Here is a 25,793-nt window from a genome sequence, read left to right on the forward strand (position 1 = left end):
AAGATGTATACCCTTAGGGGGTACAGGTATATAAAATCGATAGCTTTGAGTTTTTTATAGAGTGGTTAAACTCTCAGATATTATATTTGAAGTTTTAATTTTCTATAATTCTTTCACATATGGATACAGGTTCAATAATAATTAAGTTAACAAATCAAAAAAATTTAAGGAGGATGAGAGTTAATAATGATTAGAATAACGGATGAAATGATAAACGATATAGAGGAGTTTAGAAAAAGCGCAGAATTATGTGAAAAAGATGAACTTGACGTTGTTGAATACAGAAAACGAATTGTTGCAATGGGAGTTTACAAACAGAGAGTCAAAGGGACCTACATGGTAAGGTTAAGGGCTACAGGAGGAGTTATAGAATTAAATCAGCTTCAAGCTGTAAGTGAAGCAGCTAAGAAGCATGGACATGGAAGAATACATTTTACTACTAGACAAGATATTCAGTTCCAAGCGCTACCAATTGACAACATATATAATGTAATGAAAGATGTTATAAAGGTTGATATAACTACAAAGGGAGCTTGCGGTGATACAGTAAGAAATGTAGGATGTTCTCCCCTTTCTGGAGTGGCTTTAGATGAAGTATTTGATGTAACCCCATACGTTAAGGCAGTTATAAATCACCTTATAAAAGATCCTACTGCGCTACAACTTCCAAGAAAATATAAGATAGCTTTCTCAAATACAAAAGAAGATACTGGCAAAGCTACAATGGTCGACTTAGGCTTTGTAGCTAAGATAAATAATGGAGTAAGAGGTTTCGAAGTTTATGGAGCTGGTGGATTTGGTAAAAGTCCAATAATGGCATTAAAGCTTGCTGATTTCATAGAAGATAAAGATATATTGTATTATGCACAAGCTATGATGGAAGTATTTGATAAAGAAGGAGATAGAAATAATAGACATAAGGCTAGAATAAGATACATTTTACATAGACTAGGGGATGATAAATTCCTTGAACTATTTAATTCACAACTACAAAAAGTTAAATCAGAGGTGAATTTAGACTTTAATATGGATGAAGAAGATATAAAAAATGATATAGAACCTTTACAAACGCTACAAGAAGTAAATCAAATTCTTAAAGATAACGAAAAATATAAAAATATATTATTTGCACAAAAGCAGTTAGGTTATTATTCAGTGTATATTCATCCAGAAGGTGGTAATTTAGATTCAAAAGACTTAGATAAGTTAATTGGGTTCTTAAATAATCTAGGATATGAAGTATCTATAAGACTTACAACAACTCAAGGTTTTGTTGTAAGAGATTTAAAATTTAATGATGCAAAAGAACTAATAAATATTACTTCTAATATCTCATCTATACACAATATAGATAATTCTGTTGCATGTATAGGGCATACTACTTGTTCACTAGGAATTTGTCTTTCACAAAATCTTTTAGCATCAATAAGAGAAACTTTTAAGGAAGCAGATGAAAAAGTTAAAAGTACACTTCCTAAGGTATTTATATCTGGATGTCCTAATTCCTGTGGTCAGCATCAACAAGGAATGATTGGACTTAGTGGAAGAGCTAAGAATACTGCTGATGGCCTTGTTCCTGCATATTCTGTATCATTTGGAGGAAAGCTTGGAGCAGGTATTGCAAAGATAGGGGAAACTTATGGAGATATACCCGCTAAAAAGATACCAGGATTTGTGTTGGAACTGGCAAATTTAAAAGTAACTTCAAACTTTGAAGATTTTGAGGAGTTTTTAGAAAATAAACGTGATGAAATAAAAGATTTAATAGAAAAGTACTCAAATATAGAGAGCTTTATTGAAAATCCTGATTTATATTATGATTTTGGATGTGATGAGAAGTTTGCTGTTAAGAAATAGATAAATTTATATGCTATGAGGTGATTAAATGGAACAAAAGGCAACTAATATAGTTTGGCATGATATGAATGTAAAAAGAGAACATAGAGAAGAACTCTTAAGTCAGAAATCAGTTCTTCTTTGGTTTACAGGCCTATCAGGATCAGGTAAGTCTACTGTAGCTTCTGCACTTGAAAAAAGGCTTCATGAAATGGGAAAGATTACCTATTTGTTAGATGGGGATAACATAAGGCATGGTTTAAATTCTGATCTTGGCTTTTCAGAAGAAGATAGAATTGAGAACATAAGGAGAATTGGAGAAGTTTCAAAATTAATTGTAGATGCTGGGATTATCACTATTTCTACTTTTATATCTCCTTTTAAGAAAGATAGAGAAAAGATAAGAGATTTATTAGGAAAAGATTTTATAGAGGTTTTTATAGATTGTCCTTTAGAAGTATGTGAACAAAGAGATCCAAAGGGAATATACAAGAAGGCAAGAAATGGGGAAATAAAAAACTTCACAGGGATAGATTCTCCATATGAAAATCCTGAAAATCCTGAAATAACAGTATCGACTTATTTAAATAACTTAGATGAGTGTGTAGATAAAATTATAGAGTATCTCAATTACTAAAATTGGAGGTGACCTAATGAAATTAAAGCCAGAAGTATTAGAAACAGACATTCTAATAATTGGTGGGGGAGCAGCAGGATGTTTTGCAGCACTTACTGCTTCCGAAAAATCAGAGGTACAAGTGATAATAGCCGAAAAAGCAAATATAAAAAGAAGTGGATGTTTGGCTGCAGGAGTTAATGCATTAAATGCCTATATAACAGAAGGGGAAACTCCACAGTCTTTTGTAGACTATGTAAAAGATGAATTTAATGGAGTAATAAGAGAAGATTTAGTATATACAATAGCAGAGAAACTAAACAGTGTTACCAAAAAGATAGAAGATGCAGGACTTCCTATTTTGAAGGATGAGAATGGAGATTATGTTTCAAGAGGAAAGAGAAGTATAAAGATAAATGGTGAAAATATTAAGCCTTTACTTGCAAGTGAAGTAAGTAAAAAAGAAAATATAAGAGTTATGAATGGACTAAATATCACTGATTATATTTTAAAAAATAATAAGGTGATAGGGGCTTACGGATTCTCCATTGATGAAGAAAAGTTTTATGTTATTTACTCAAAAGCAGTTATATGTACAACTGGGGGAGCAGCTGGAATATACAAACCTAATAACCCTACATTTTCAAAACATAAGATGTGGTATAGCCCTTTTAATACAGGAGCAGGATATGCAATGGGTATAAGAGCTGGAGCAGAGATGACTACATTTGAGATGAGATTTATAGCTCTAAGATGTAAAGATACAATTGCACCTACAGGTACTATTGCTCAAGGAGTAAGAACTCCTCAGGTAAACAGCTTAGGAGAAAGATACGTTAAAAATTACGGGAAAGCTACTACAATTAACAGACTGTATTCAACAGTAATGGAAAACTTAAATGGAAGAGGACCTTGTTTCTTAAAGACAAAAGATATAAACGGCGAACAAGAAAATGAGTTATTTAAAGCATATTTAAATATGGCACCAGCTCAAACATTAAAGTGGGTAGACAGCAATACATCTCCAAGTACTGAAAATGTAGAGATAGAAGGAACAGAACCTTATATAGTAGGTGGCCATACAGCTAGTGGATATTGGATAGATATAGATAGAAAAACTACATTAGAAGGATTATATGCAGCAGGAGATGTAGCTGGGGGTAGCCCAAAAAAGTATGTGACAGGTTGTTTTGCAGAAGGAGAAATTGCTGCAAATCATGCCATTAGTTATATAGAAAACAAAACTAATGAGAAAATAGATGAGTTAGAAATACAAAGTGAGTTAAGTGAAATAAATGGATTTTTTCAAAATGAAGGCACTATTTATACTATAGACCAGGTAGAAGAGGTTATGCAAAAGACAATGGACGAATATGCAGGAGGTATATCTCAAGGTTATAGTTATACAAAAATAAAGCTAAAGACTGCTTTAAATAGAATAGATGAACTAATTCAAATATCTAAAAAACTTAAAGCAAATGACTGTCACGAGCTACTTTTTATATATGAAATAATTGATCGTCTATATGTTGCAAAGGTGCTGATAGCTCATCTTATGGCTAGGGCTGAAACAAGATGGAGATGTTATCAAGAAAATGCAGATTTTCCAGAAAAAGATGATAATAATTGGATGAAGTATGTTAACTCAATATATAAAGATGGAAATGTCCAAATACTTTTAAGGGATTTAATTGAAAGAAGGGAGATTTCATGAGTATAAAAATCGATAAAGAAAAGTGTGTAGGCTGTAGTAAATGCGCAAACGTTTGCCCAGGAAGATTAATCTATAAAGATGAGAATGATAAAGCATATATAAAATATGAGAAGAACTGCTGGGGATGTACAGCTTGTCTTAAAGAGTGTAGCGAATCAGCTATAAAATACTATTTAGGATCAGATATAGGTGGAAATGGTGCTTGTCTATATGTTAAGCAAAAAAGTGATGAGTTAAACTGGCATATAATTGATAATGATGGAAATGAAACGGTGATAAATACTAATAGAAAAGAATCAAATAAGTACTAATTATTTATTCATGAATTTTTAGGAGGGGGGACAGTATGAGTCTAATAATGGAGGGTGTATGTAAAAAATATAGGAGTGCTAACAAGGAATTTGAAATACTTAGAAATGTAGAGTTAACTGTAAATGATGGTGAATTTGTATGTATACTAGGACCATCAGGATGTGGAAAATCAACACTTCTTAATATTATAGCTGGATTTGAAAAAGTTACAGATGGAAAAGTACTCCTTGATGGAAAAGAAGTAAATTCTCCAGGACCAGATAGAGCAGTTGTATTTCAAGAACATGCGCTTTTTCCATGGTTAAAGGTTATAGACAATGTGGAATTTGGAATGAAGATTGAAGGAGTTTCAAAAAGCGAAAGAAGAGAAAGGGCACTAAAGTACCTAGATATGATGCACCTTACCAACTTTAAAGATTGTTTTGTACATGAACTTTCAGGGGGAATGAAACAAAGGGTTGCTATTGCAAGAGCGCTTTGCTTAGATTCAAACATACTGCTTATGGATGAACCATTTTGTTCTCTTGACAGTCAAACTAGGGAATTGCTTCAATTGGAAGTTCAAAGAATTTGGTGGAATACAAAAAAAACCATAGTATTTATAACACATAGTATTGAGGAAGCAGTACTTTTAGCTGATAGAATTATTCTTATGCCATCAAGTATTGATTCTCAAATGAAGGAATTTAAAATACAGCTTGCAAGACCAAGACAAATAGGTAACGTGGATGTAACCTATATGGTATCAAAGATTATGAAAGAGTTAAAAAAGGAGGTGGAGAAGGTTGCTAAATCAGAGTATGATGAAGGATGGAACTTGGAAAAAGATTCTATTTTATATAATGATAATAATGATATGGGAATTGGTTTATAGATTTATTGGGTTTCCTTCTCCGATGGAGGTTTTTGAAAGTATTTCAATAATGATAAAAAATGGTACCTTAGGTGTAGCTATATTAATAAGTTTAAGAAGACTTTTTACTGGATATCTAATTTCCTTGTGTATAGGATTGCTTGTAGGTATATTTATCCTAAAACTAAAATCAACAAGAGATAGTTTTGTCAAACTATTAGGAGCTCTTCAAACTATGCCTAACGTATGCTGGGTACCTTTTGCAGTTTTGTGGTTTGGAGTAAATGAAAAAGCGATACTATTTGTAGTAATTATAGGTTCAGTTTTTGCTGTATCTATGGCAATAGAAAGTGGTATTAAAAATATAAACCCTACTTATATTAGGGTAGCAGAAATGACTGGAGCTAGGGGATATACATTATATAAAGAAGTTATTTTCCCAGCAGCTATCCCAGTTATTATATCTGGAGTAAAACAAGGATGGGCTTTTGCTTGGAGAGGACTAATAGCAGGGGAAATGATAGCTTCTTCAATGAATGGATTAGGAGAGATATTAAGCAATGGAAAGAAGTATAACGATATAAACGAGATAGTTGCGATTATGGTAGTGATTATTGTAGTTGGTCTTGTAATAGATAGAGTTGTATTTGAAAATATCGAGTCTTCTGTAAGGCGTAAATTTGGATTAAAAAATGCTTAAAATTAGGGAGGAGTAAAAATGAATCATTTAGACAGATTAGAAGCAGAAAGTATTTATATTTTAAGGGAAGCTTATAAGAAATTTGGTAAGCTTGGGATGCTATGGTCTATAGGAAAGGACTCAACTGTAATGTTATGGCTTGCACAAAAAGCATTCTTTGGAAACTGTCCGTTCCCTTTAATACATGTAGATACCACATATAAAATACCTGAAATGATAACTTTTAGAGATGAAGTTGCCAAAAAATATAACTTAAAATTAATAGTTAATACAAATACAAAGGCACTTGAAGAAGGTATGGGGCCACATGAAGGTAGACTTATTTGTTGTAAGGCTTTAAAGACAGAAGGGCTTAATCAAATAACGAAAGAGCATGAATTTGAAGGACTTATTGTTGGCATAAGAAGAGATGAAGAAGGTTCAAGGTCAAAAGAGAGAGTATTTAGTGAAAGAAATTCTGAATCAGAATGGGATTACACTGATCAGCCACCTGAACTTTGGGATCAATTCAAAACCGATTTCAAGAAAGGAAATCATATAAGAGTGCATCCTATTATAAACTGGAGAGAAATTGACGTTTGGGAATATATAAAGAGAGAAAATATTCCTCTAGTTGATTTATATTTTGCTAAAGATGGTAAGCGATATAGAAGTTTAGGTTGTGCTCCATGTACAAATCCAATAGACTCAAATGCGACTACTATAGATGAAATAATTGAAGAGTTAAAGAATTCTAATGAAACTGAGAGATCAGGAAGAGCACAGGATCAAGAGGATTCACATGCATTAGAGAAACTTAGAAAACAAGGATATATGTAAAAAATATAAAAAACGGGGGTGCTAAAAGTGACTAAAGAAAGAGAAAATTTAAATATAGTTGTAGTAGGACACGTAGATCATGGGAAATCAACTCTTATAGGAAGATTGCTTTATGATACAAATTCGCTTCCACAAGGAGCAATAGAAAAGGTAAAAAAAATATCTGCTGACAATGGAAAAGAATTTGAATATGCATTTCTTTTAGATGCTTTTGAAGAAGAGCAAAAACAAGGAATAACTATAGATATAACTATGCTTCAATTCTTTACTAAAAAAAGAGACTATATAATTATAGATGCTCCAGGACATAAAGAATTTTTAAAGAATATGATATCTGGAGCGGCAAGTGCAGAAGCAGCTATTTTAGTTGTGGATGCTAAAGAAGGCATACAAGAACAATCAAAAAGACATGGATATATACTTTCACTACTTGGTATTAAGAAAATATATGTAGCTATAAACAAGATGGATTTAGTAGATTACACAGAAGAAAGATTTTATGAAATACAAACTCAATTTAATGAGTTTCTAAATAATTTAAACATATATCCTGAAAAGTATATACCTATTTCCGCTTTCAATGGTGAAAATATTGTATCGAGTTCTAAAAAGATGCCTTGGTATAATGGAAATTCAATCCTTGAGAATATGGATAATATAGAAAAAGAAAAGGGTATTGAAGAAAAGCCACTGAGATTTCCAATTCAAGATGTTTATAAATTTGACAATAGAAGAATAGTTGCAGGAAGAATTGAGGCGGGTACCTTAAAAGAAGGAGATGAGATTGTAGTATATCCTAGTGGTAAGTCTACAAGAGTAAAATATATCGAGTCTTGGCAAGAAAGTGACAAAACGGATAAGGTATCAGCGGGAATGTCAGTAGGTATTACCCTAGAAGATGAATTCTATAATAAAAGAGGGGAAATAATTTGTCATAAGGAAGATTCTATTACTGTAGCTAATGTCTTCAATGCAAATGTGTTCTGGCTTGGTAAAAATAATCTTTTAAAAGATAAAAGATATAAATTAAAGCTTGCAACTCAAGAAGTAGAATTTGATATAATCTCAATAAATAAAATAATAGATGCTGCTACATTAGAAAATAGTGAAGATCTAAGCAGCATAAAGAAAAACGATGTTGCTGAGGTTACAATAAAGACAAAACAACCTATATGTTTTGATAAGTTTAGCGATCTACAGGCTACCGGAAGATTCGTAATTATTGATAACTACGATATAAGTGGTGGTGGAATTATTTCAGAAGTTGAAGATTCATTAAAAAGAGAAATTAAGGAAGTAAAGAGTAAGAATATATCAATAAGAAAGAGATTGGTTTCTAGAAAAGACAGGGAAAACAGTTTAAATCAAAAGGGAAGGGTAATTTGGCTTAGCGGTTTACCAGGTTGTGGTAAAAATGAAATTGCTGTTAAGCTTGAAAAGAGATTATTCGAGCTTGGTAAAAAGGTATACTATATAGATTCATCACATTTAAGATTTGGATTAAGCTCTGACCTTTCATTTACAGCAAAAGATGCCCATGAACAAACAAGAAGAATAGCAGAAGTCGCTAATCTATTTGCTGATAGTGGAACTATAACTATAGTAACATCAGTTAGTAGATTTAAAGAAGACAGAGAATATGCAAGAGAAATAATAGGCAAAAATAATTATGTAGAGATTTTTGTAGATGCTGATAATAAAATATGTAAAAAGAGAAATCCAAATGCATTTAGTGAAGATAGTGACAATGTATTTGATTATGAAAGATCTAACTATCCTGTTGTATCTCTTTATGTAGATGATGCTGAATTTAACTCAGATAAAAAAGCTGAAGCTATAATGGAGCTATTAGGATATTAATCTAAAGTACAACAATCTATCCATATTCTTAAATCCTTAAAATGTACTAAAAAAGCCCTTTTAAAAGGGCTTTTTTAGTACAGAGATATTTTATTACATCATAACATCATCCATTTTATGCTCAATTGATAACAACATTTCAATATCAATTTGAGTATTATAAAATATTTCATCAATAGAGCCAATGATGAATCCATGCATATATGGAGGTTTTGGCATACCCATTGGTGGATTTGGCTTAACTGATTCTATATATTCTTTTACTTCTGTTGGTACATTATTACGTCTTACTAAAATAAGTGGAGTATGCTTACCCATATGAGCGAACAAAACTGAAGGAACTATTAACATTGGATTATCTAAAGAAGAAAATGTAAATGCATGACCATCTTTATAATCTCTTCCCCATCCAAATTCAGTTTGATTATCTTTATATTTTGCAAAGTTAACTGATATTTCATAAGGATTGTTTCCGGTAATTCTATCTATAGTTCCTACATTAGGTAGTTTTGATAGAAAATTTTCCACTGATTCAGATATAGTATTTGTTGAACCCACAATATAAATATTAACTTCTTGTTTTTGTCCTATTGTATCTATTACACATCTAGGAATTTCATTTTTATTTACATATAATATAGGATCACCATGATGAGCAGACCAAAAAGTAGCTGGAGTTCCTTCAGAAAGACTTTCACCAGATACAATTAATATATTTTTAGCACCATTTTTTATAGTAGCAACTGCACATGCTGTTTCATAGTGGTTACGTCCAACTATATGATAAGTAGTTAATCCTACTTTATTCAGTTGATTTTCAATGTTTTTAGAAATATTGCCAACTAAGATAGCTTGTATGCCATTGTAGCCTTTTGGATATAACCTCATTATCTCATCTAATGTTTTTTTACTCAAATTGTTACCATCTGTAAGTAATATAGGTGCATTAATAGGAAAATGAACAAGAGAAGCTGAAGCAATACCATCAAATAAGTTATTCTTATTTACAAGAATTACCGCATTGGGTTTCATATGAGTAAAACTCATTTTTGATACTTCTATTGATAAATCAATAGGATCTTTTTTACATATACGGGTAGTGTTTAATGTAAATAATGATTCATCGGATAAATTATTATTAATATAATTCATAATATGCCTCCTTTTGTATTTAGTATCATAATATGAATTTTATAAAAAAGATTGTTATTTTTTATTTCTTCATAAGAAACACACAATTTAATTCTATTATGTAGATGTGGAATAAATATATTTTATATATACCCCCTAGGGGTATGGGTTGATAAGGAGGTTAGTTTATGAATAAGGAACAGGTGATTAGGGTAACTGGCATGACATGTGCAGCTTGTGCCAAAGCCGTAGAAAGAGTTACTAAAAAATTAGAGGGGGTAGAATCTGCTAGCGTAAATATAGCTACTGAAAAGTTAAATATAAAATACGATAGTACAAAGTCTACTTATGAAGATATAAAAAGTGCAATAGAAAAGGCAGGTTATGGAGTTTTAGAAGAAGTTAAAGCTAAGGAAGTAATAATCCCTATTGGGGGTATGACATGTGCAGCTTGTGCTAAAGCTGTAGAGAGAGTAGTTAAGAAATTAGATGGCATAGAAAATGTATCTGTTAATATGGCAACAGAAAAGGCAACTATAAATTATAATCCAAGCAAAGTAAGACTTTCAGAAATAAAAATGGCAATAGAAAAAGCTGGATATAAGGCATTAGAAATAGAGAATAAAAGTTCTGTTGATGAAGATAAATTAAGAAAAGAAAAGGAAATAAAAACTTTATGGACTAAGTTTATAATATCAGCAATATTTGCAATACCACTATTTTATATAGCTATGGGACCAATGTTAAAGCCACCGTTCCCTACACTTCCAATACCTGAGATTATAGACCCTATGATGTATCCAATGAATTTTGCATTAGTACAGATATTCTTAACGATACCAATAGTCATAGCAGGATATAAATTCTACACAAGTGGAACAAAAGCTATACTAAATAAAAGTCCTAATATGGACTCTTTAATAGCAATGGGTACATCGGCTGCTGTACTATATAGCTTCTATGCAGCATATAGAATATCTATTGGGCAATTTGAAGCTGTAGAAAATATGTATTTTGAAACAGCAGGTATAATAATAGCGTTGGTATTACTTGGAAAATCACTTGAGGCAGTTTCAAAGGGAAGAACAAGCGAAGCTATAAAAAAACTTATGGGTCTAGTTCCTAAAACAGCAATAATAATAAAAGATGATAAAGAAATAGAAATACTTATAGAAGAAGTTGAAGTAGGAGATATAATATTAGTTAAACCAGGTTCAAAAATACCTGTTGACGGTGAAGTTACAGAAGGTCATACAGCAGTAGATGAATCAATGCTTACAGGAGAAAGTATACCTGTTGAAAAGAATAAAGGTGACAAAGTAATAGGTGCAAGTATAAACAAAAATGGATCTATTAAATTTAAAGCTACGAAAGTAGGCAGCGATACAGCACTTTCACAAATAATAAAACTTGTTGAAGATGCTCAAGGATCAAAAGCACCTATAGCTCAAATGGCAGATATAGTATCAGGTTATTTTGTTCCTATAGTATTTGCAATAGCTACTTTATCAGGTTTAGCTTGGTACTTTAGTGGAGAAAGCGTAGTATTTTCACTTACAATATTTATAGCAGTATTGGTTATAGCTTGCCCTTGTGCACTAGGCCTTGCAACTCCAACAGCTATAATGGTTGGTACAGGAAAAGGTGCAGAATATGGTGTTTTAATTAAAGGTGGAGAAGCACTTGAAAGTGCTCACAAAATAAACACTATAGTATTTGACAAAACAGGTACTATAACAGAAGGAAAACCGGAGGTTACAGATATAGTAGTAACTGAGGTTGTAGATAAAAACACACTTTTAAAGATTGCAGCAAGTGCAGAAAAAGGGTCAGAACATCCACTTGGTGAGGCAATAGTTAAAGCTGGAGAAAAAGAAAATCTACCAATTCTTAAGGTAGACAAATTCAAAGCAATACCAGGCCATGGTATAGAAGTTGAGATAGAAAATAGCTTAATATTATTAGGAAATAGAAAATTAATGTTAGACAGAAGTGTAGCATTAGAAAATCTACAAAACGAAAGTGATAGATTAGCAGAAGAAGGTAAAACACCTATGTATATAGCAATAGACAATAAGTTAGCTGGTATAATAGCAGTTGCAGACGTTGTTAAAGAAAGTAGTGCAAAAGCTATACAAAAGCTACATGAAATGGGTATAGAAGTTGCTATGATAACAGGAGATAACAAAAAGACAGCAAGTGCAATAGCAAAACAAGTTGGAATAGATAGAGTACTTGCAGAAGTACTTCCACAAGATAAGGCAAATGAAGTTAAAAAGCTTCAATCAGAAGGCAAAAAAGTAGCTATGGTTGGAGATGGAATAAACGATGCTCCAGCACTTGCACAAGCAGACATAGGTATAGCAATAGGTTCTGGTACTGATGTTGCAATGGAATCAGCTGATATAGTTCTTATGAGAAGTGATTTAATGGATGTTCCAACAGCTATTAAATTAAGTAAAAGCACAATAAGAAATATAAAGCAAAATCTATTCTGGGCATTTGGATACAATGTTATAGGTATACCTATAGCAGCCGGGGTACTTTATATGTTTGGAGGCCCACAATTAAATCCAATATTTGCAGCAGCTGCAATGGCATTAAGTTCAGTATCAGTTTTAGCTAATGCCCTAAGACTTAGAGGTTTCAAACCATATAAGTAAGAATATATTTGCCCCCTCTAAATAATTAATATAAATAAAAAGAACTCTACTAAATTTTAGGTAGGGTTCTTTTGCGTTAAATTCAAACAATATAAATATAATGTTATTTAAATATTAATTTAACAAGATTAAATTTCTACATAAAAAATACATAATTCGATGTTAATATATATTTGTAGATAATAATATATTATCTACCCCCTTAGGTTATAATTTAATAAAAAAGAACTCCGCTAAATTCTAGCGGAGTTTTTTTATTAAATAATGTATTTCACAAAGAAGTTTGATTAAGTAAAAATACAATAAAAACATAAATTAAGATATATTATAGAGATTCATATACAATGTTATAGGTATGCCTATAGAAGCAGGGGTACTTCATATATTTGTAGTAGCTGCAATAACATTAAGTGCAGTTTCGGTTTTAGGTAATATCCTAAGACTTAGAGGGTTCAAACTATATAAGTAAGAATATCACTGTCCCTTTAAACAATTAATATAGATAAAAAGAACTCTACTAGATTTTTATTAGGGTTCTTTTTTATATAATAGTATCAAAATTAATTCTATGTTTTAATCAATATCTAAATTTAAAAATGAATGAATAGGCTTAATGATGTTGAAAATACTGCTATATTTTTAGTATATAGCTAAACTATAAATTGGTACGTAGTTGTATAATATTAGGATATAAAAATATTTTATAAATTTAGAATTAGTAAGATGAGTTATTAGATAAAAGTCGTAGTTTCTGGTGTGGATCCAATGAGACTCGCTTCCACAATTGAAATCCACGATAATTTAAAAGTCGCATTTCATATGCTCTTTTTGCTTATATGGATTTTGAAGGGAGAGTAGCTGAACTAATCAAAACAAATGGATGAATATAAAATGCTATTTATAGTTTTGTGCAGATGACTTTTTCACAATTCTTTTGTGTCGAAACGAAAGAAATATGAAGGAATTTGTAATGATCTAAGGAAATATATAGAGAGAATTCTAGATTAGTAGTATATTTGTACACAATATAATCTAACAAATAGGTATTGGTGGGATGATAGACCTGTCACCGCGTATCCCAAGACATATAGTAGAAGAAAAAAGAGCAGATATAAAAAGGCATTTACGAACTACGATTCAAGAATTACAGATATAATAATATAAAACACGAACTTGATTCCGAGAATGACCGATTTATCTGAAATAAATTTCTAGTATTAGGAGGTGGTTTTATGAGCAATGAACAATTTGTTGAGTATGAGAACCTTATGAAAGGAAGACCGCATCTGGTAATATTGGGTGCAGGGGCAAGTATAGCTGCTATCCCTAATGGTGACAAGAATGGGAAGCAAACCTCAGTAATGTGGGGATTCATTGATAAACTTGATATGAGGGATATTATAGAAAGTGTTAGCTTAAAAACTACAAGTGAAAACCTAGAAGATATTTATTCCGAATTAGATAGCAGAACAGACTGCGACGATGTTAAGAGAATATTAGAAAGTAGAATAATGAATTATTTTTCTGAATTCGAAATTCCAGATGAGCCAACTATATATGATGTGCTACTATTATCATTGAGAAAGAAAGATTGCGTTGCTACATTTAATTGGGATCCACTATTGTTGCAAGCGTATCAAAGGGTAATTAGAATAACAAAGGATTTACCGAAATTATTATTTTTACATGGAAACGTTGCAATAGGAATATGTGAAAAACATAAGAGTGTTGGAGCAATAATGAATAGGTGTCCTATTTGCAATGAGCATTTTAGCCCAATAAGGCTATTATACCCAGTTGCAAAGAAAGATTACAATTCTGACAATTATATAAAAGATAACTGGAATGCCATAAGTCATTATATGAAGAGAGCATATATAGTGACCGTTTTTGGTTATAGTGCACCTAAAACAGATAAAGAAGCAATAGCCTTGTTGAAAAATGGATGGGGAGAAATTCATGATCGTAATTTAGAAGAAATTGAAATCATTGATATAAGAAGTGAAGATGAATTAGTTAAATCTTGGGATGAATTTATACATTCACACCACTATGGTGTTTTTGATAGCTTTTATAAAAGTACTCTGGGTATGTTTCCAAGAAGAACTTGTGATGCTATGTTTGATAGATTAATGAACTGTAAGTTTTTAGATTCAACGAAAGGACTGAGAGAAAATATGAGCTTTCAGGATCTAGAATCGTATTTTAAACCAATTTTAGAAGAGGAAGCTATCCATAAAGGCGGATTTTCAATCGATTAATGTAAGACTTAGCTGCTCCACAATTTACTTTAGTTAATAAGATTATGCATGCTAAAAAATCTAGTTAGAAATTGTTATGGAGCATGCTAGACCATACCTAACCTGTAGAATATGTCTTTGTAGTCGGTTAGTGTAAGGTATAGCGAGAATGTTAAGTGAAACTGAAGAATGCACAAAATATTTTATTTAAAATTATGGCTTCATCTAAATATCCTAACTCTATAGCAAGGTCGTATGCCGAAAGAGTAGTTAGAAAATTAAGTACGCAATTTGCTAATAGCGGAGATAAAGATTTAGCTAAATTGATTACATGAGGAGTTTTAAATAAAACTATTGATGATCCAAAGCTAGTGAATAAGGATGAACTATTATGGTGGGAATTTATTGGAGCTTGGAAAGATAAAAATACAGCTAATGCAAAAGTAGAAGAATTAAAGAAAAAAGGTTATACATATACATATTTAATACCTAGATAATTATGTTATAATACCTTCATACTTAGCTAAATAGGGGGTATTATGATATTAGATAAACTATTTAAGAAAGAACCAAAACCTAAGATGTTAGAACGTGTAGAAGCATTCAAAAAACTTAAGGCTGAAGATTTATTAATCGAGGAGTTTATGATTGATAAAAAAGGAGAAGCTGTATATCTTATAGTTACAATTTCAGACTGTGATGGAGCTAAGATAGGAAAAATAAATATCTTTGACTACAAAAATAGTAATGATAAAGTTATTTTTTATATTAATAATGATGAACTTGTTCTAGGAGATATTCAAATATTTAAAACTAAAAATAGAGGAATTGGAACTAAAGTAATACCAATTTTAGAAAGAGTAGCGATGATTTATAATTTAACTAAAATTACAGGGGATTTATTTAGCACGGACGAGTCGAATTTAGAGAGACAAGTACATTTTTATCAGAAGAATGGATTTAAAATAATAAACGGTTTATTAGAAAAAAATATAAAGTATTAAAGTGCTATTAAGAGATTAATGTAGAAATATATCACTCTTTTTTATAAAAAATAAGAGATCCAGAGCCCTCTTATTTCATGTGATTTAACTGTAAAATATAATGTCATATAACCCTATGTGTATATGTATCTATTATAATATATTGTAAAAGGTTTGTTTATTTTTAAAAATTAAAACAGCATCTTTAAAGATGCTGTTTTAATTTATATAATTAGTTTATATTAATTATTGTATGTCAGATATATCATCTACAACCTCTATACTACCGCCAATCATTCCCATCCAACAGCTATAATCTATACTGCCAGTATTTTCGGGAGTAAATTCTCCTATTATATTTTCACCTTCTTGTAACTCTTTTTCAACATTTAATGAAGGTATAATTATCGCATTGTTGCATCCTGATATTTGTTGCCCATCTATAATAAGTTTAGTTGGTATTCCCTTTTGAATATACGCTAGACTAGGTGTATATCCAGAATAACTAGCAGTAAGTCTAAGTGTTTGAACTCCATCTTCAATAGTTGCAACTGCATAGCCTTCTTCAAGATCTTCTACGGAATTGCCAGCTGATGATATAAAACTATTAGAATTCTTTAGTGGGTTTAAGTCCATTCCAGTTAATGCAAGACCTCTATTTGCTGTAATTAAACCTAAAACTACTATTAAAGCACCACTAAACTTTATTAATTTCTTACTAGTATTTTTACTTAATGAATTTGCTATAGAACCAAATATTAACATCAAAGGAACTGTACCTACTGAAAATATAAACATACTTAAAGCCCCTTGAGTCATACTGCCTGTACTTAAAGCAAATAGTTGCATTGTTTGTAGTGGACCACATGGCATAAATCCATTTAATAAACCAATTACAAAAGGAGTAGATTTCGAATTACTTGAAGAACATCTAGAAAGAAAAGGTAATCTAAAACTTAATCCTCTAAAAACACTAAATCCCATAGTATTTGCTCCGTGAATAACCATAAATACCCCAGCAACTATGTAGATTATTATCGATGTTCCAGTATTTATAGAAAGTACAGATCCAAGGGCTCCTATTACACCACCAAGTATTGTATAAGATATAACTCTACCTAGATTATATAATAAAGGTGCTTTTATACTATTTTGAGATAAACTTTGAGATAACATTATTCCGCCACACATACCAACACAATGAAGAGAAGATAATAGGCCAACTATGAAAAGAACCATGTATGTTACGTTTGATTCTAATATTGATGATATATTAAAATAGTTAGATATTGATGTTAGTTTTGTCATAACAAAGAGTAACCCAATGATTAAAATAGCATTAATAATAAACTGTGAAGAATTGTCCTTAGAATTAGAATGAGAAGTAGCTACCACAGTATATCCGGCTTTTGTTATTGTACTTTTTATATCCAGGTAAGAACACCAATCTTGGTCATAACTAATTGTAACTTTTGAAGTTTTAAAACTAGCCTTAACATCTTTAACCCCATTTAACTTTTTAAGATCTTTTTCAATTATTCTTTCACATGAATTACATACCATATCTTTGACATGTAAAGTTTGAGTTTTTATAGACATCTCTATTCCCCTTTCGTGCAATAAATATATTATAGATATAAATATAAACATAAATTGTGTGGAACTTGTGAGATTTTCATAAAGATATTAAAAATAATATTACAATATCTAACATCTAAACAACAAATATTAAATAAAGAACTAAAAAAATAACATTTTCTACACATTTTCCCCATAATTCTTCGTTATTATATAAACATGAAAAATTACTAAGAGGAGTTTTCAGAAAATTGATGAAAAGTTTCTTCTTTGTAATAAGTAAGAAATTACCGTAACAAGGGGGATGTGTAATGAACAAAGGTACTATAGTTGCAGCTATAAGTTTGTCTGCTTTAGGCTTAGGTATAAGTGCAGATGAATCTTATGCACAAGAAGTAGGAACTATAACAGCAAGTGCATTAAATGTAAGAACTGGAGCGGGAACTAATTATAGTAAAATAACAACAATATATAAAGGTGACAAAGTAGAAATATTATCTTCAGCAAATGGATGGTACAATATAAGACTAAGTAACGGAAAAACAGGATGGGCATCAGATGACTATATAGCAAAAGGAGAAATTTCAACGAGTAGCCTAGAAATTTCTCAAGGAAAAGCTAAAGTTACCTCATCATCATTAAATATAAGAAAAGGTCCATCAACTTCATATAGCAAAGTAGGATCATTAAGTAATGGACAAGTTGTAGATATATTAGAAAAAAGCGGAAGTTGGTCAAAGATAAAAACATCAAATGGACTAATAGGATGGGTTTCAAGTACATATTTAACTTCCAATATAAGCAGCACAAATGAAAATACTCAAGCTCCATCTAGAGGAGTAGGAAGAGAAGCTGTTGTAGAATTAGCTTATAAACAATTAGGTAAAAAATATGTATGGGGAGCAGAAGGCCCTAATACTTTTGACTGTTCTGGTCTTACTTGGTATGTATATAAAAATGCCATGGGTAAAACTATACCTAGAACTTCAATAGCTCAAAGTCAATATGGACAATATGTATCTAGGTCAGAGCTTCAACCAGGGGACTTAATATTCTCAGATACAGATAACAATGGAAGTGTTAACCATGTTGGTATATACATAGGAAATGGAAAAATGATACATGCTCCAAGGACTGGAGATGTAGTAAAAATATCTGATATAACTAGTGGATATTATAAAAATGCATACGTAACGTCTAAAAGACCTTAATAAAAACAGCTTGATAATTTGGTTATCAAGCTGTTTTTTTATTTATCATCCTATAGCGCAGAAGTTTATCAGATTGGTGAAACAGAAAAAAGCTTAATTAAAATATAGTAGTTAGGTAATGATGGTATGTAGTTCAATAGCATTCTACCTAATGACATGCTTAGTATATAGCTAAAATTGCAGAGTTGTACTAATAGTAAAGCAAAGAGGCCTAAAAAGGCATAGATTAAATAATCTATGCCTTATTAGTTGGAAATTATAATTTATCTAACCTGTAATAAATTATAATTTCCAACTAATAAGCTTGAGCAATGGACCATATTTTCAATGTCGCTTAAGACACGAGCAAAAAGATTTTTAATATGTACAAAATACTGCATTAACTTCTGCTTTCACTTCTAATACACCTTCAGATATAGGAGTACTAATTTCTTTTGCGTCCATAACAGCAAATTGATATGGATTAGGCCTAGGTGTTTGAGACATAACTACTTCTGATATATTACTAGGAACTTTTTTAATTCTAACTCCTAAAGCATTGGCCATTAATTTTCCTTTATCTACAGCATCTTTAACTGCTAGTACTAAAGCTCTGTCATAATATTTTTCAAGATTTGAAGCTGTAAAGTTTATGTTAATATCACTATTAGTGCCATTTTCAACTGCTAAAGTATAAGATTGTCCTACTAAATTTATATCTCTAACTACTATTTTAAGTATATGAACTACCTCATACCCTCTAAATGTTTGTTTACCATCACCATAATCGTATGCCTTTTTTATACTTATATCTACTGTTTGAATATCTTCTCTGTTTATTCCTATGCTATACAAATCACTTAATATGTTGTTAATTATTTTGTTATTTTCACTATGAGCAACTTTAACGTCCTTAGACTCTGTTGTAACTCCTAATGTTAAAATAGCCATAGCAAGGTAGACATGAGTTAGTTATTCCTACAATCATAACTTTATATGAAGGCGTAATGCATGAGTTTTATAGCAAAAATGAGCTTTACAAAGAAATTGATAATAGAAAAAAGCAATTTGCACTAAGTAGTATAGTTGGAAAAACTATAGATACCTTAGAGGATATATTAGGCTTAATTGATTCTTCTTTTTTAATTTCACTAACAAGGTTTTTTGAAAGTGGTAATTTTGATAACTTACCTGATTTTAATAGACATAAAATTTTACATGGAAGAACTGTAAATTATTATACAGAGGTTAACTCTCTAAAAAGTATAGTTTTACTTGCTTATATAATGGAAAATACAGTTAAGATTTCAAATGAAGAATTTTCACTTGAAATGTAGTAATTAAATAAAGGGGAATTATTGTCTACATTAGTATATAAGCAGAGTAGTTACTAGAACTATATAAATAACAAACCATCCAATTAAGATAAATTTATGTACACTAGCATATATTGTACTAATATAACTTTGTTGGAGGTTTAATATGTCTAAAAATTATATAGATTTATTACCAGGTCCTCATATTAAAGGAGAACCTTTTTGGTGTTTAATGGAATATAGAAATCATAAATTAACGGGTGATTTATATTCAAAACAAGGGTTATATCTCTTTTTAGAAGAAAATGATGCTAATAATTTTAAATATAATATGCCACAAAATTCACAAGACAGATGGGTAGTAAGAGGAATAGACAAGAAGTTATTAAATTTTATTTTAAAACAGCATAATAACAATGGAAATATATTACCACCATTATGTATTTCTTATCCTGTTCCTAAGGGAATTTCAAAAGTTAGTCTATTAAAAGTAACACCGGAACAAATTCGCTATTATATTAAACATAATAGATTTGAAGATATAAATATTCAACAATCATTTGAGAATGCAAAGAATATTATTAAAAATGCTAAGAAAGTGCTTAGAATAGAACCATTTCTTACATACATGGAAAATATGTATAAGAAATTTCCTCTGGTATATGAACAAATGCCAGAATTGATCGATAAGTATAGAAAATGTCTTTTGAAAGATATAGATAATATTGATAAAGAAGATTATCAATTATTAAAAGATCCAAAAGGTCAATGCTATACTCGTACAATTAATCTACAACAATGTAGCTATGAAATATCTTGGTCCGTTTCAAAGGCAAAGGATATAATAAAGAAATATAATATTAAGGAACGTGAATTTAAAGTAGATAAATTAATTTCGTTAGTTGATAGATCCAATATTGTTGAAAGTCATTTAGATACGGTGGTAAATAGCGAAGAACCAATTATAATTGCCTTTTGCCCAATATTTCAACCAGATTTAGTTATTATTGATGGAAATCATCGTGTTTCAGCAAAATTTAATTCAGGAAAAGATAAGATAAATGCATACTTTCTTAAGCCAAATGAGCATATGCAAGCCATGATGTATAATTACGATAGAAACTTATATAAAGTACATAACAATATAAACGAAATTATAAGGTATATGAGCTTGCAAAAAGACTTTGATAGATTACATATGTATGATATATAATTTCCTAAAATGAATAACCTAAATAAATATCTTATTAGTATATATTTTAACTCAGTGTTGAAGTTTAAAAAAGTTGATGAATAGGATAAATGTGTTATAAGTAATATTTATATATTATTCATCAAAAGTAGGCGAACTGTTTCTACTACCTTTGATGGGCACTTAATTTCAACACTATATTAAAAAATAGCCAAGAAAAAATGATAATATAAAATTAGATATATTAGTTGATGATTGGTGAGACGTATACTATGGACTTAGCGGTAGATAGGTACATAAAGTCTATGTAAAAGAGATATAGTTATGAAGGATGCCTTAGGCTATCCTTCTTTTTTATGCCTATTTGCATAGGACAAATAAAACTTAAATTTGAGTGGCAATATTTATTTTAAAACCTAAGTATAATAATAAAACTATGAAGTGAAAAAAGCTTAATGTGGAAGTTTCTACGAAATAACCGTTGTTGTCTATAAAAATTCATATTTCGTCCATGAAAAATATATATTTTGTTTACAAAAAGTGGAACTAGTGTTAAAATTATCTTGAGGTGAGAATATGAAATATTCAATTGAAATAAGTAAAATTATTGAAGGAGCTCTAAAATTAGATAACTTAAAAGTAAATAGTTATACGCAACTATTAATTGATAAACTAAAAGCTGATGGTGAGGCGCAAGATGCAAATAGATTATCAAGAATTTTAGATATGGCCCAAAGTAAAAATTTAGAGCCTATGAATGTAGGAAAATCTTTCAAAGTTCCAGTAGATACTGAATCAAGAGTTCCTATTGCAGATACTATAATGCCGTTAGATGCTATGGAAAAAGTAGTGTTCTCGGAAGAGAATAGTAAGAATGTAGACGTATTTTTACTTAGTTATAAAAATTCGGATAAATTAAATGCTGTAGGAGTTGGAATGTCAAACACTCTACTTATGTATGGACCTCCAGGATGTGGAAAAACAAAAACTGCTCACTATATAGCTAGTAAGCTAAACTTACCTTTAGTTATAGCAAGATTGGATAGTATGATTTCATCTTATTTAGGGACAACATCAAAAAATATTAGATATTTATTTGAATATGCTCAAAAGGTTCCGTGTGTACTATTCTTAGACGAATTTGATGCAATAGCTAAAGCTAGAGATGATGAAAATGAACTAGGAGAATTAAAGAGAGTAGTTAATAGTTTGTTACAAAATATTGACAATATGAGTGAGAATAGCCTGTTAATAGCAGCTACAAATCATGAAGAATTGTTAGACAAAGCAATATGGAGAAGGTTTGACTATAAGTTAAAAATAGATCTACCAGATAGAAAAGCAAGAGAAGCATTAGTGGAGATATTCTTAGGTGAGAACCTAAAGTTAGATTCAAAGGATAGAAGTCTTATATCAATTGCCTTAGAATCTATGAGTGGATCAGATATAGAGGAGCTTATAAAGAAAGCAATTAGAAAATCTATAATATTTGATTATGAGTTGAGTTTAAAGAATATATTTGATGAAATATTTGAATATAGAGGTTTTTGTGCAAATAATTGCGAAGATACAAAAGATGTACTTAAAAAACAAGTTAGGTTCTTAAGAGAATTAGATGAAAAAATATTTAGCTATATAGTTATAGGTAATATATTAGGAATATCTAAAGCGCAAGTAGGAAATATACTAAAAGGTTAATCAGGAGGGCTGTATGGGAGATAGAAATTTACCAATAAAAATGGTTATTCCTCGAGGGGAGGATATAAAAAAGAACATTAGTGGAGGGGGAGACAGAAAATTTTTCTGCGAGGTAACGGAAGAATTAAAATTTAATATCGTAGAAAAGTTTGAAAATTGCTTATCTTATTATAAAGATGTTTTTGATCTTAATGACAAAATGCCAACTGTAGGTAAAATAAAAGTTAAGAGCGAAGCTATAGCGAAAAGTCATAAACCTAGTGGCTTATGTAAAAAATGCCCAATTATAGGTGGAAACGAATTAAATGAAATATATATTAAGCTAACTAAAAAGGGAATAGAGTCTACTATCGAGACTATAAAGACGTCAATAACAAAAGAAATAGAGTCTAATTTAACAGCTATAGAAACTATAGAACCAGTAACTAATGAAGAAAAAATATCAAAAGATATTATAAACTTAAATAATATTAATAAATTTGATACTGTTAAAAATAAAATTAAGATAACAACTTTTGATTTTGAAAATGAATTTGATAATAACCTTATAGATAACCATATACGAAGTGAACTTACCAGGATAGGGTTAGGCTCCAATATGAAAACTTTAATTTTTGGATCAAATATAAAATATATAAAAGTAGAGGTCCAGTCATTTGAAGAGATTATACAGGTAGCAAATATTAATGGAATTAAGTCAATAGATTTTTTTCAACAGTATACATCAGTACAAGATGAAAATACAATAATTGATCATGTATTTGATAAAGATGATATAGATGAAGTTGTTAGCGATGTAGTTATAGGAATAATAGATAGTGGAATAAGTAAGGAAAATTCGCATATTGAACAATGGGTATATGGAAGAGAAGTATTTGTACCTGAACCATACCAAAATCCATCTCATGGTACATTCGTTGCCTCGACTATACAGTATGGAAACATACTTAATGAAATAGATGGAGATGTTAATAAGAGATACAGGTTTCTAGATGTAATAGCTATACCCAATGGCGATGAAAATTTTGGTCTAACTGATACAATATCTGAAGATGAATTAATGTATATAATAGAACAAGTAGTTGGTAAGCATCATAATAAGGTTAAGATATGGAATTTATCATTAGGAATACCAAATAAAGTTTGTGATGGTAGCATGTCAGATTTAGCAGTGTTCTGCGATTATATACAAGATAAATACAATGTACAATTTATTATATCAAGTGGAAATTTCTTACCTTTAAGAAATTGGCCACCTGAAGATCATATAGGAGATCATGATAGAATAATATCACCTGCTGATTCTGTTAGAGCAATTACAGTAGGTTCTATTGCATATAAATCTGATACTAATTCTATCGTTAAAGTAAATGAACCATCGCCATTTAGCAGAAGGGGTCCTGGAGCAAACTTTATAGTAAAGCCTGATTTAGTTGACTATGGTGGAAATTGTACAAGTAGCCTTGATTGCTGTGGAGTAGGTATGAAAGGTATGGATATTAAGGGTAATCTTGTTGAACAAATAGGAACTAGTTATTCTGCACCTAGAATTGTTAATAAGTATGCAAGTATAGTAGATGAATTAAGTACTGAAGATTTGTTGTTGTCAAAAGCTATGATAATACATTCTGCTAGAATTAATTCAAAAAACGTACTAGATATTAATGATGAGAGCATAAAATATGTAGGTTTTGGTATGCCATCAAATAAACATGATGAAATTTTAATGTGTAGTGAAAATGAAATAACATTGGTATTTAAACAGAAAATAGTGAATGGAAGTCACTTGGAGTTGATGGATTTTCCGTATCCACCATCGTTAATTAACAATAATAAGTATATGGGAGAAATATATATGACTTTAGTATATAATCCTCCATTAGATATAAATTATGGAAAAGAATACTGTAGATCTAATATAGATGTTTCGTTTGGAACATATAAATATGATATTACTGGAAAGCCAGATTTTAAAGGCCAAGTACCTTTAGAAAAAAATTGGGAAGATAAACATGAATATTCGCAGGTAGAAAACGGATTTAAGTGGAGCCCGGTGAAATCATATCACAGGAATATATCCAATGGAATAAAAGTAACTAATGGATGGAAATTAAAAGTTTCTATGACTTCTAGATACAATACACCAGTGCCATCACAAGAGTTTGTATTAATAGTTACTATAAAAGATAATACAGGTAAGAATTATGATATTTACTCAGAAGTAGTAAGTGAGTTGAGAAATCAAGGATTTATAACTAATGATTTAGAAATCAGACAAAGAGTTAGACAAAGTTATTAAACTAATCTATACTGACTTCGAACACATTTATTTGTTAAGTATAACTTAGCGGTTATTTAGCTACTAAGTTATACTTAACTTGAATAAAACTCAATTGGTAAGTTTATAAAATAAGACATATAAATTATATTTAATATAATTTATATGTCTTATTTAAAGTAGAACCTAATTTAAAAAACAGTATTCCTAAGAACTTAAATTTTATCTATAAATTCCTTACTAGGTTTTTTACCATGAAGTACATTTCAAATATGGGATAAACTGAATCCTATTATTTGTGAAAATTCTATTAACGTTAAATTATTATTTGTCCTATATTTATCTATGAATTCACATATAGAATCGTCAGGTGAATATTCTAGTAGTAAATAGTCTTCTGTGTAAAGCCTTATCTTTTTATTAATAGGTACATAACTAGGGAATAAAGAGCTTCTTACACTATTTTTCTGTGTCGCAATGCTAGGAGTGAGAGTGTAAATTGATTTGTGCTTTAGAGTAATTTCGCTCCTCTATAGCAATGTAATTTAATAATAATATTTGTAAGTTTGAATTAATTATTCATATTTTGGATATTTAATTCAAAAATGGTAAAACTAAATCTAGTGAAGTATATGTAATTTTTAAAAAGCACTTATCCTTCAACAAAATCTGAATATAGATTTTTTAAAATTTATATTCTACCATCAAAGAATATAGATAGTTGGTTATAAATACTATCCCAATTTCTATATCTCATAGTCCACTTTTTCATTATGTTTTGGCTTGCTAAGTAAAGCATTTTTAGCAGTGATTC

At 30.2% G+C, this 25,793-nt stretch carries 21 protein-coding genes; 18 read left to right on the forward strand and 3 right to left on the reverse strand.

Annotated features, from left to right (window positions below; genetic code table 11):
* Window positions 1-186: 186 nt before the first annotated feature.
* From BUB34_RS01920 to BUB34_RS01955, 8 genes are read left to right on the forward strand one after another with little or no spacing between them, the layout of a single operon-like run.
* A complete protein-coding gene (locus BUB34_RS01920; protein ID WP_084120103.1) occupies window positions 187-1,857 on the forward strand; it encodes a nitrite/sulfite reductase in 1,671 nt (556 codons plus the stop codon).
* Window positions 1,858-1,885: 28 nt separating this feature from the next.
* On the forward strand, window positions 1,886-2,473 hold the full coding sequence (cysC, locus tag BUB34_RS01925) for an adenylyl-sulfate kinase (RefSeq protein ID WP_073123686.1): 588 nt from the start codon (window positions 1,886-1,888) through the stop codon (window positions 2,471-2,473).
* Window positions 2,474-2,489: 16 nt separating this feature from the next.
* Window positions 2,490-4,166 (forward strand): adenylyl-sulfate reductase subunit alpha, encoded by a 1,677-nt coding sequence (locus tag BUB34_RS01930; protein ID WP_073123688.1) that lies wholly within the window; start codon window positions 2,490-2,492, stop codon window positions 4,164-4,166.
* On the forward strand, window positions 4,163-4,477 hold the full coding sequence (locus BUB34_RS01935) for a 4Fe-4S dicluster domain-containing protein (RefSeq protein WP_073123690.1): 315 nt from the start codon (window positions 4,163-4,165) through the stop codon (window positions 4,475-4,477). The genes BUB34_RS01930 and BUB34_RS01935 overlap by 4 nt, the downstream gene beginning before the upstream one ends.
* A gap of 35 nt (window positions 4,478-4,512) precedes the next feature.
* A complete protein-coding gene (locus BUB34_RS01940; RefSeq protein ID WP_073123692.1) occupies window positions 4,513-5,352 on the forward strand; it encodes an ABC transporter ATP-binding protein in 840 nt (279 codons plus the stop codon).
* Window positions 5,264-6,031 carry an ABC transporter permease gene (locus BUB34_RS01945; protein ID WP_242948800.1) on the forward strand — a complete coding sequence of 256 codons (768 nt, stop codon included), beginning with the start codon at window positions 5,264-5,266 and terminating at the stop codon, window positions 6,029-6,031. Before BUB34_RS01940 ends, BUB34_RS01945 begins: the two co-directional genes overlap by 89 nt.
* An 18-nt stretch (window positions 6,032-6,049) precedes the next feature.
* Window positions 6,050-6,850 carry a sulfate adenylyltransferase subunit CysD gene (cysD, locus tag BUB34_RS01950; protein ID WP_073123695.1) on the forward strand — a complete coding sequence of 267 codons (801 nt, stop codon included), beginning with the start codon at window positions 6,050-6,052 and terminating at the stop codon, window positions 6,848-6,850.
* Between the two features lie 27 nt (window positions 6,851-6,877).
* Complete coding sequence (locus BUB34_RS01955; protein WP_073123697.1) at window positions 6,878-8,710, forward strand: GTP-binding protein; 1,833 nt, start codon at window positions 6,878-6,880, stop codon at window positions 8,708-8,710.
* Window positions 8,711-8,803: 93 nt separating this feature from the next.
* Here BUB34_RS01955 and BUB34_RS01960 read toward each other — a convergent pair whose 3' ends face one another.
* Window positions 8,804-9,862, reverse strand: coding sequence for a cell wall-binding repeat-containing protein (locus BUB34_RS01960; protein WP_073123699.1), 1,059 nt, complete (start codon window positions 9,860-9,862; stop codon window positions 8,804-8,806).
* 167 nt (window positions 9,863-10,029) lie between these two features.
* Here BUB34_RS01960 and BUB34_RS01965 point away from each other — a divergent pair, with 167 nt between their 5' ends.
* From BUB34_RS01965 to BUB34_RS01975, 5 genes are all read left to right on the forward strand, one after another.
* Window positions 10,030-12,504, forward strand: a complete 2,475-nt coding sequence (locus BUB34_RS01965) for a heavy metal translocating P-type ATPase (protein ID WP_073123701.1) — start codon at window positions 10,030-10,032, stop codon at window positions 12,502-12,504.
* A 1,232-nt stretch (window positions 12,505-13,736) separates the two neighbouring features.
* Window positions 13,737-14,765 (forward strand): hypothetical protein, encoded by a 1,029-nt coding sequence (locus BUB34_RS01970; protein WP_073123703.1) that lies wholly within the window; start codon window positions 13,737-13,739, stop codon window positions 14,763-14,765.
* A 155-nt stretch (window positions 14,766-14,920) separates the two neighbouring features.
* Window positions 14,921-15,079, forward strand: a complete 159-nt coding sequence (locus BUB34_RS13185) for a hypothetical protein (RefSeq protein ID WP_159430045.1) — start codon at window positions 14,921-14,923, stop codon at window positions 15,077-15,079.
* Between the two features lie 36 nt (window positions 15,080-15,115).
* Window positions 15,116-15,241 carry a hypothetical protein gene (locus tag BUB34_RS13710; RefSeq protein ID WP_278276658.1) on the forward strand — a complete coding sequence of 42 codons (126 nt, stop codon included), beginning with the start codon at window positions 15,116-15,118 and terminating at the stop codon, window positions 15,239-15,241.
* Window positions 15,242-15,283: 42 nt separating this feature from the next.
* Window positions 15,284-15,748 (forward strand): hypothetical protein, encoded by a 465-nt coding sequence (locus BUB34_RS01975; protein WP_073123705.1) that lies wholly within the window; start codon window positions 15,284-15,286, stop codon window positions 15,746-15,748.
* Between the two features lie 225 nt (window positions 15,749-15,973).
* Here the strand turns inward: BUB34_RS01975 and BUB34_RS01980 are convergent, their stop codons facing one another.
* A complete protein-coding gene (locus tag BUB34_RS01980) occupies window positions 15,974-17,326 on the reverse strand; it encodes an urease accessory protein UreH domain-containing protein (protein ID WP_073123707.1) in 1,353 nt (450 codons plus the stop codon).
* A 290-nt stretch (window positions 17,327-17,616) separates the two neighbouring features.
* Here BUB34_RS01980 and BUB34_RS01985 point away from each other — a divergent pair, with 290 nt between their 5' ends.
* Complete coding sequence (locus BUB34_RS01985) at window positions 17,617-18,516, forward strand: C40 family peptidase (protein WP_073123709.1); 900 nt, start codon at window positions 17,617-17,619, stop codon at window positions 18,514-18,516.
* A 357-nt stretch (window positions 18,517-18,873) separates the two neighbouring features.
* Here the strand turns inward: BUB34_RS01985 and BUB34_RS01990 are convergent, their stop codons facing one another.
* Window positions 18,874-19,446: an SIMPL domain-containing protein gene (locus BUB34_RS01990; protein WP_073123712.1), complete on the reverse strand. Its 573-nt coding sequence runs from the start codon at window positions 19,444-19,446 to the stop codon at window positions 18,874-18,876.
* 56 nt (window positions 19,447-19,502) lie between these two features.
* Here BUB34_RS01990 and BUB34_RS01995 point away from each other — a divergent pair, with 56 nt between their 5' ends.
* The 4 genes from BUB34_RS01995 to BUB34_RS02010 all read left to right on the forward strand — a co-directional run bounded on the left by BUB34_RS01995 (window position 19,503) and on the right by BUB34_RS02010 (window position 25,000).
* Complete coding sequence (locus BUB34_RS01995) at window positions 19,503-19,832, forward strand: hypothetical protein (RefSeq protein ID WP_073123714.1); 330 nt, start codon at window positions 19,503-19,505, stop codon at window positions 19,830-19,832.
* A gap of 145 nt (window positions 19,833-19,977) precedes the next feature.
* On the forward strand, window positions 19,978-21,024 hold the full coding sequence (locus BUB34_RS02000; protein WP_073123716.1) for a hypothetical protein: 1,047 nt from the start codon (window positions 19,978-19,980) through the stop codon (window positions 21,022-21,024).
* 555 nt (window positions 21,025-21,579) lie between these two features.
* The gene (locus BUB34_RS02005) at window positions 21,580-22,701 is read left to right on the forward strand and encodes an AAA family ATPase (protein WP_073123718.1); all 1,122 of its coding nucleotides are present in this window, start codon (window positions 21,580-21,582) and stop codon (window positions 22,699-22,701) included.
* A gap of 13 nt (window positions 22,702-22,714) precedes the next feature.
* On the forward strand, window positions 22,715-25,000 hold the full coding sequence (locus BUB34_RS02010) for a S8 family peptidase (protein ID WP_073123720.1): 2,286 nt from the start codon (window positions 22,715-22,717) through the stop codon (window positions 24,998-25,000).
* Window positions 25,001-25,793: the final 793 nt, after the last annotated feature.

This window comes from Asaccharospora irregularis DSM 2635 (genome assembly GCF_900129815.1).
GTDB classification, from domain to species: Bacteria; Bacillota; Clostridia; order Peptostreptococcales; family Peptostreptococcaceae; genus Asaccharospora; species Asaccharospora irregularis.

Bases quoted from the DNA above. Each gene is read 5' to 3' on its own strand.
- BUB34_RS01995 (WP_073123714.1), top strand. From the start codon at position 19,503: ATGCATGAGTTTTATAGCAAAAATGAGCTTTACAAAGAAATTGATAAT.
- BUB34_RS01935 (WP_073123690.1), top strand. From the start codon at position 4,163: ATGAGTATAAAAATCGATAAAGAAAAGTGTGTAGGCTGTAGTAAATGC.
- BUB34_RS01970 (WP_073123703.1), top strand. From the start codon at position 13,737: ATGAGCAATGAACAATTTGTTGAGTATGAGAACCTTATGAAAGGAAGA.
- BUB34_RS01960 (WP_073123699.1), bottom strand. From the start codon at position 9,862: ATGAATTATATTAATAATAATTTATCCGATGAATCATTATTTACATTA.
- BUB34_RS01990 (WP_073123712.1), bottom strand. From the start codon at position 19,446: ATGGCTATTTTAACATTAGGAGTTACAACAGAGTCTAAGGACGTTAAA.
- BUB34_RS01965 (WP_073123701.1), top strand. From the start codon at position 10,030: ATGAATAAGGAACAGGTGATTAGGGTAACTGGCATGACATGTGCAGCT.
- BUB34_RS01930 (WP_073123688.1), top strand. From the start codon at position 2,490: ATGAAATTAAAGCCAGAAGTATTAGAAACAGACATTCTAATAATTGGT.
- cysC (WP_073123686.1), top strand. From the start codon at position 1,886: ATGGAACAAAAGGCAACTAATATAGTTTGGCATGATATGAATGTAAAA.
- BUB34_RS01980 (WP_073123707.1), bottom strand. From the start codon at position 17,326: ATGTCTATAAAAACTCAAACTTTACATGTCAAAGATATGGTATGTAAT.
- BUB34_RS01940 (WP_073123692.1), top strand. From the start codon at position 4,513: ATGAGTCTAATAATGGAGGGTGTATGTAAAAAATATAGGAGTGCTAAC.
- BUB34_RS01920 (WP_084120103.1), top strand. From the start codon at position 187: ATGATTAGAATAACGGATGAAATGATAAACGATATAGAGGAGTTTAGA.
- BUB34_RS02010 (WP_073123720.1), top strand. From the start codon at position 22,715: ATGGGAGATAGAAATTTACCAATAAAAATGGTTATTCCTCGAGGGGAG.
- BUB34_RS02005 (WP_073123718.1), top strand. From the start codon at position 21,580: ATGAAATATTCAATTGAAATAAGTAAAATTATTGAAGGAGCTCTAAAA.
- BUB34_RS01985 (WP_073123709.1), top strand. From the start codon at position 17,617: ATGAACAAAGGTACTATAGTTGCAGCTATAAGTTTGTCTGCTTTAGGC.
- BUB34_RS01975 (WP_073123705.1), top strand. From the start codon at position 15,284: ATGATATTAGATAAACTATTTAAGAAAGAACCAAAACCTAAGATGTTA.
- cysD (WP_073123695.1), top strand. From the start codon at position 6,050: ATGAATCATTTAGACAGATTAGAAGCAGAAAGTATTTATATTTTAAGG.
- BUB34_RS02000 (WP_073123716.1), top strand. From the start codon at position 19,978: ATGTCTAAAAATTATATAGATTTATTACCAGGTCCTCATATTAAAGGA.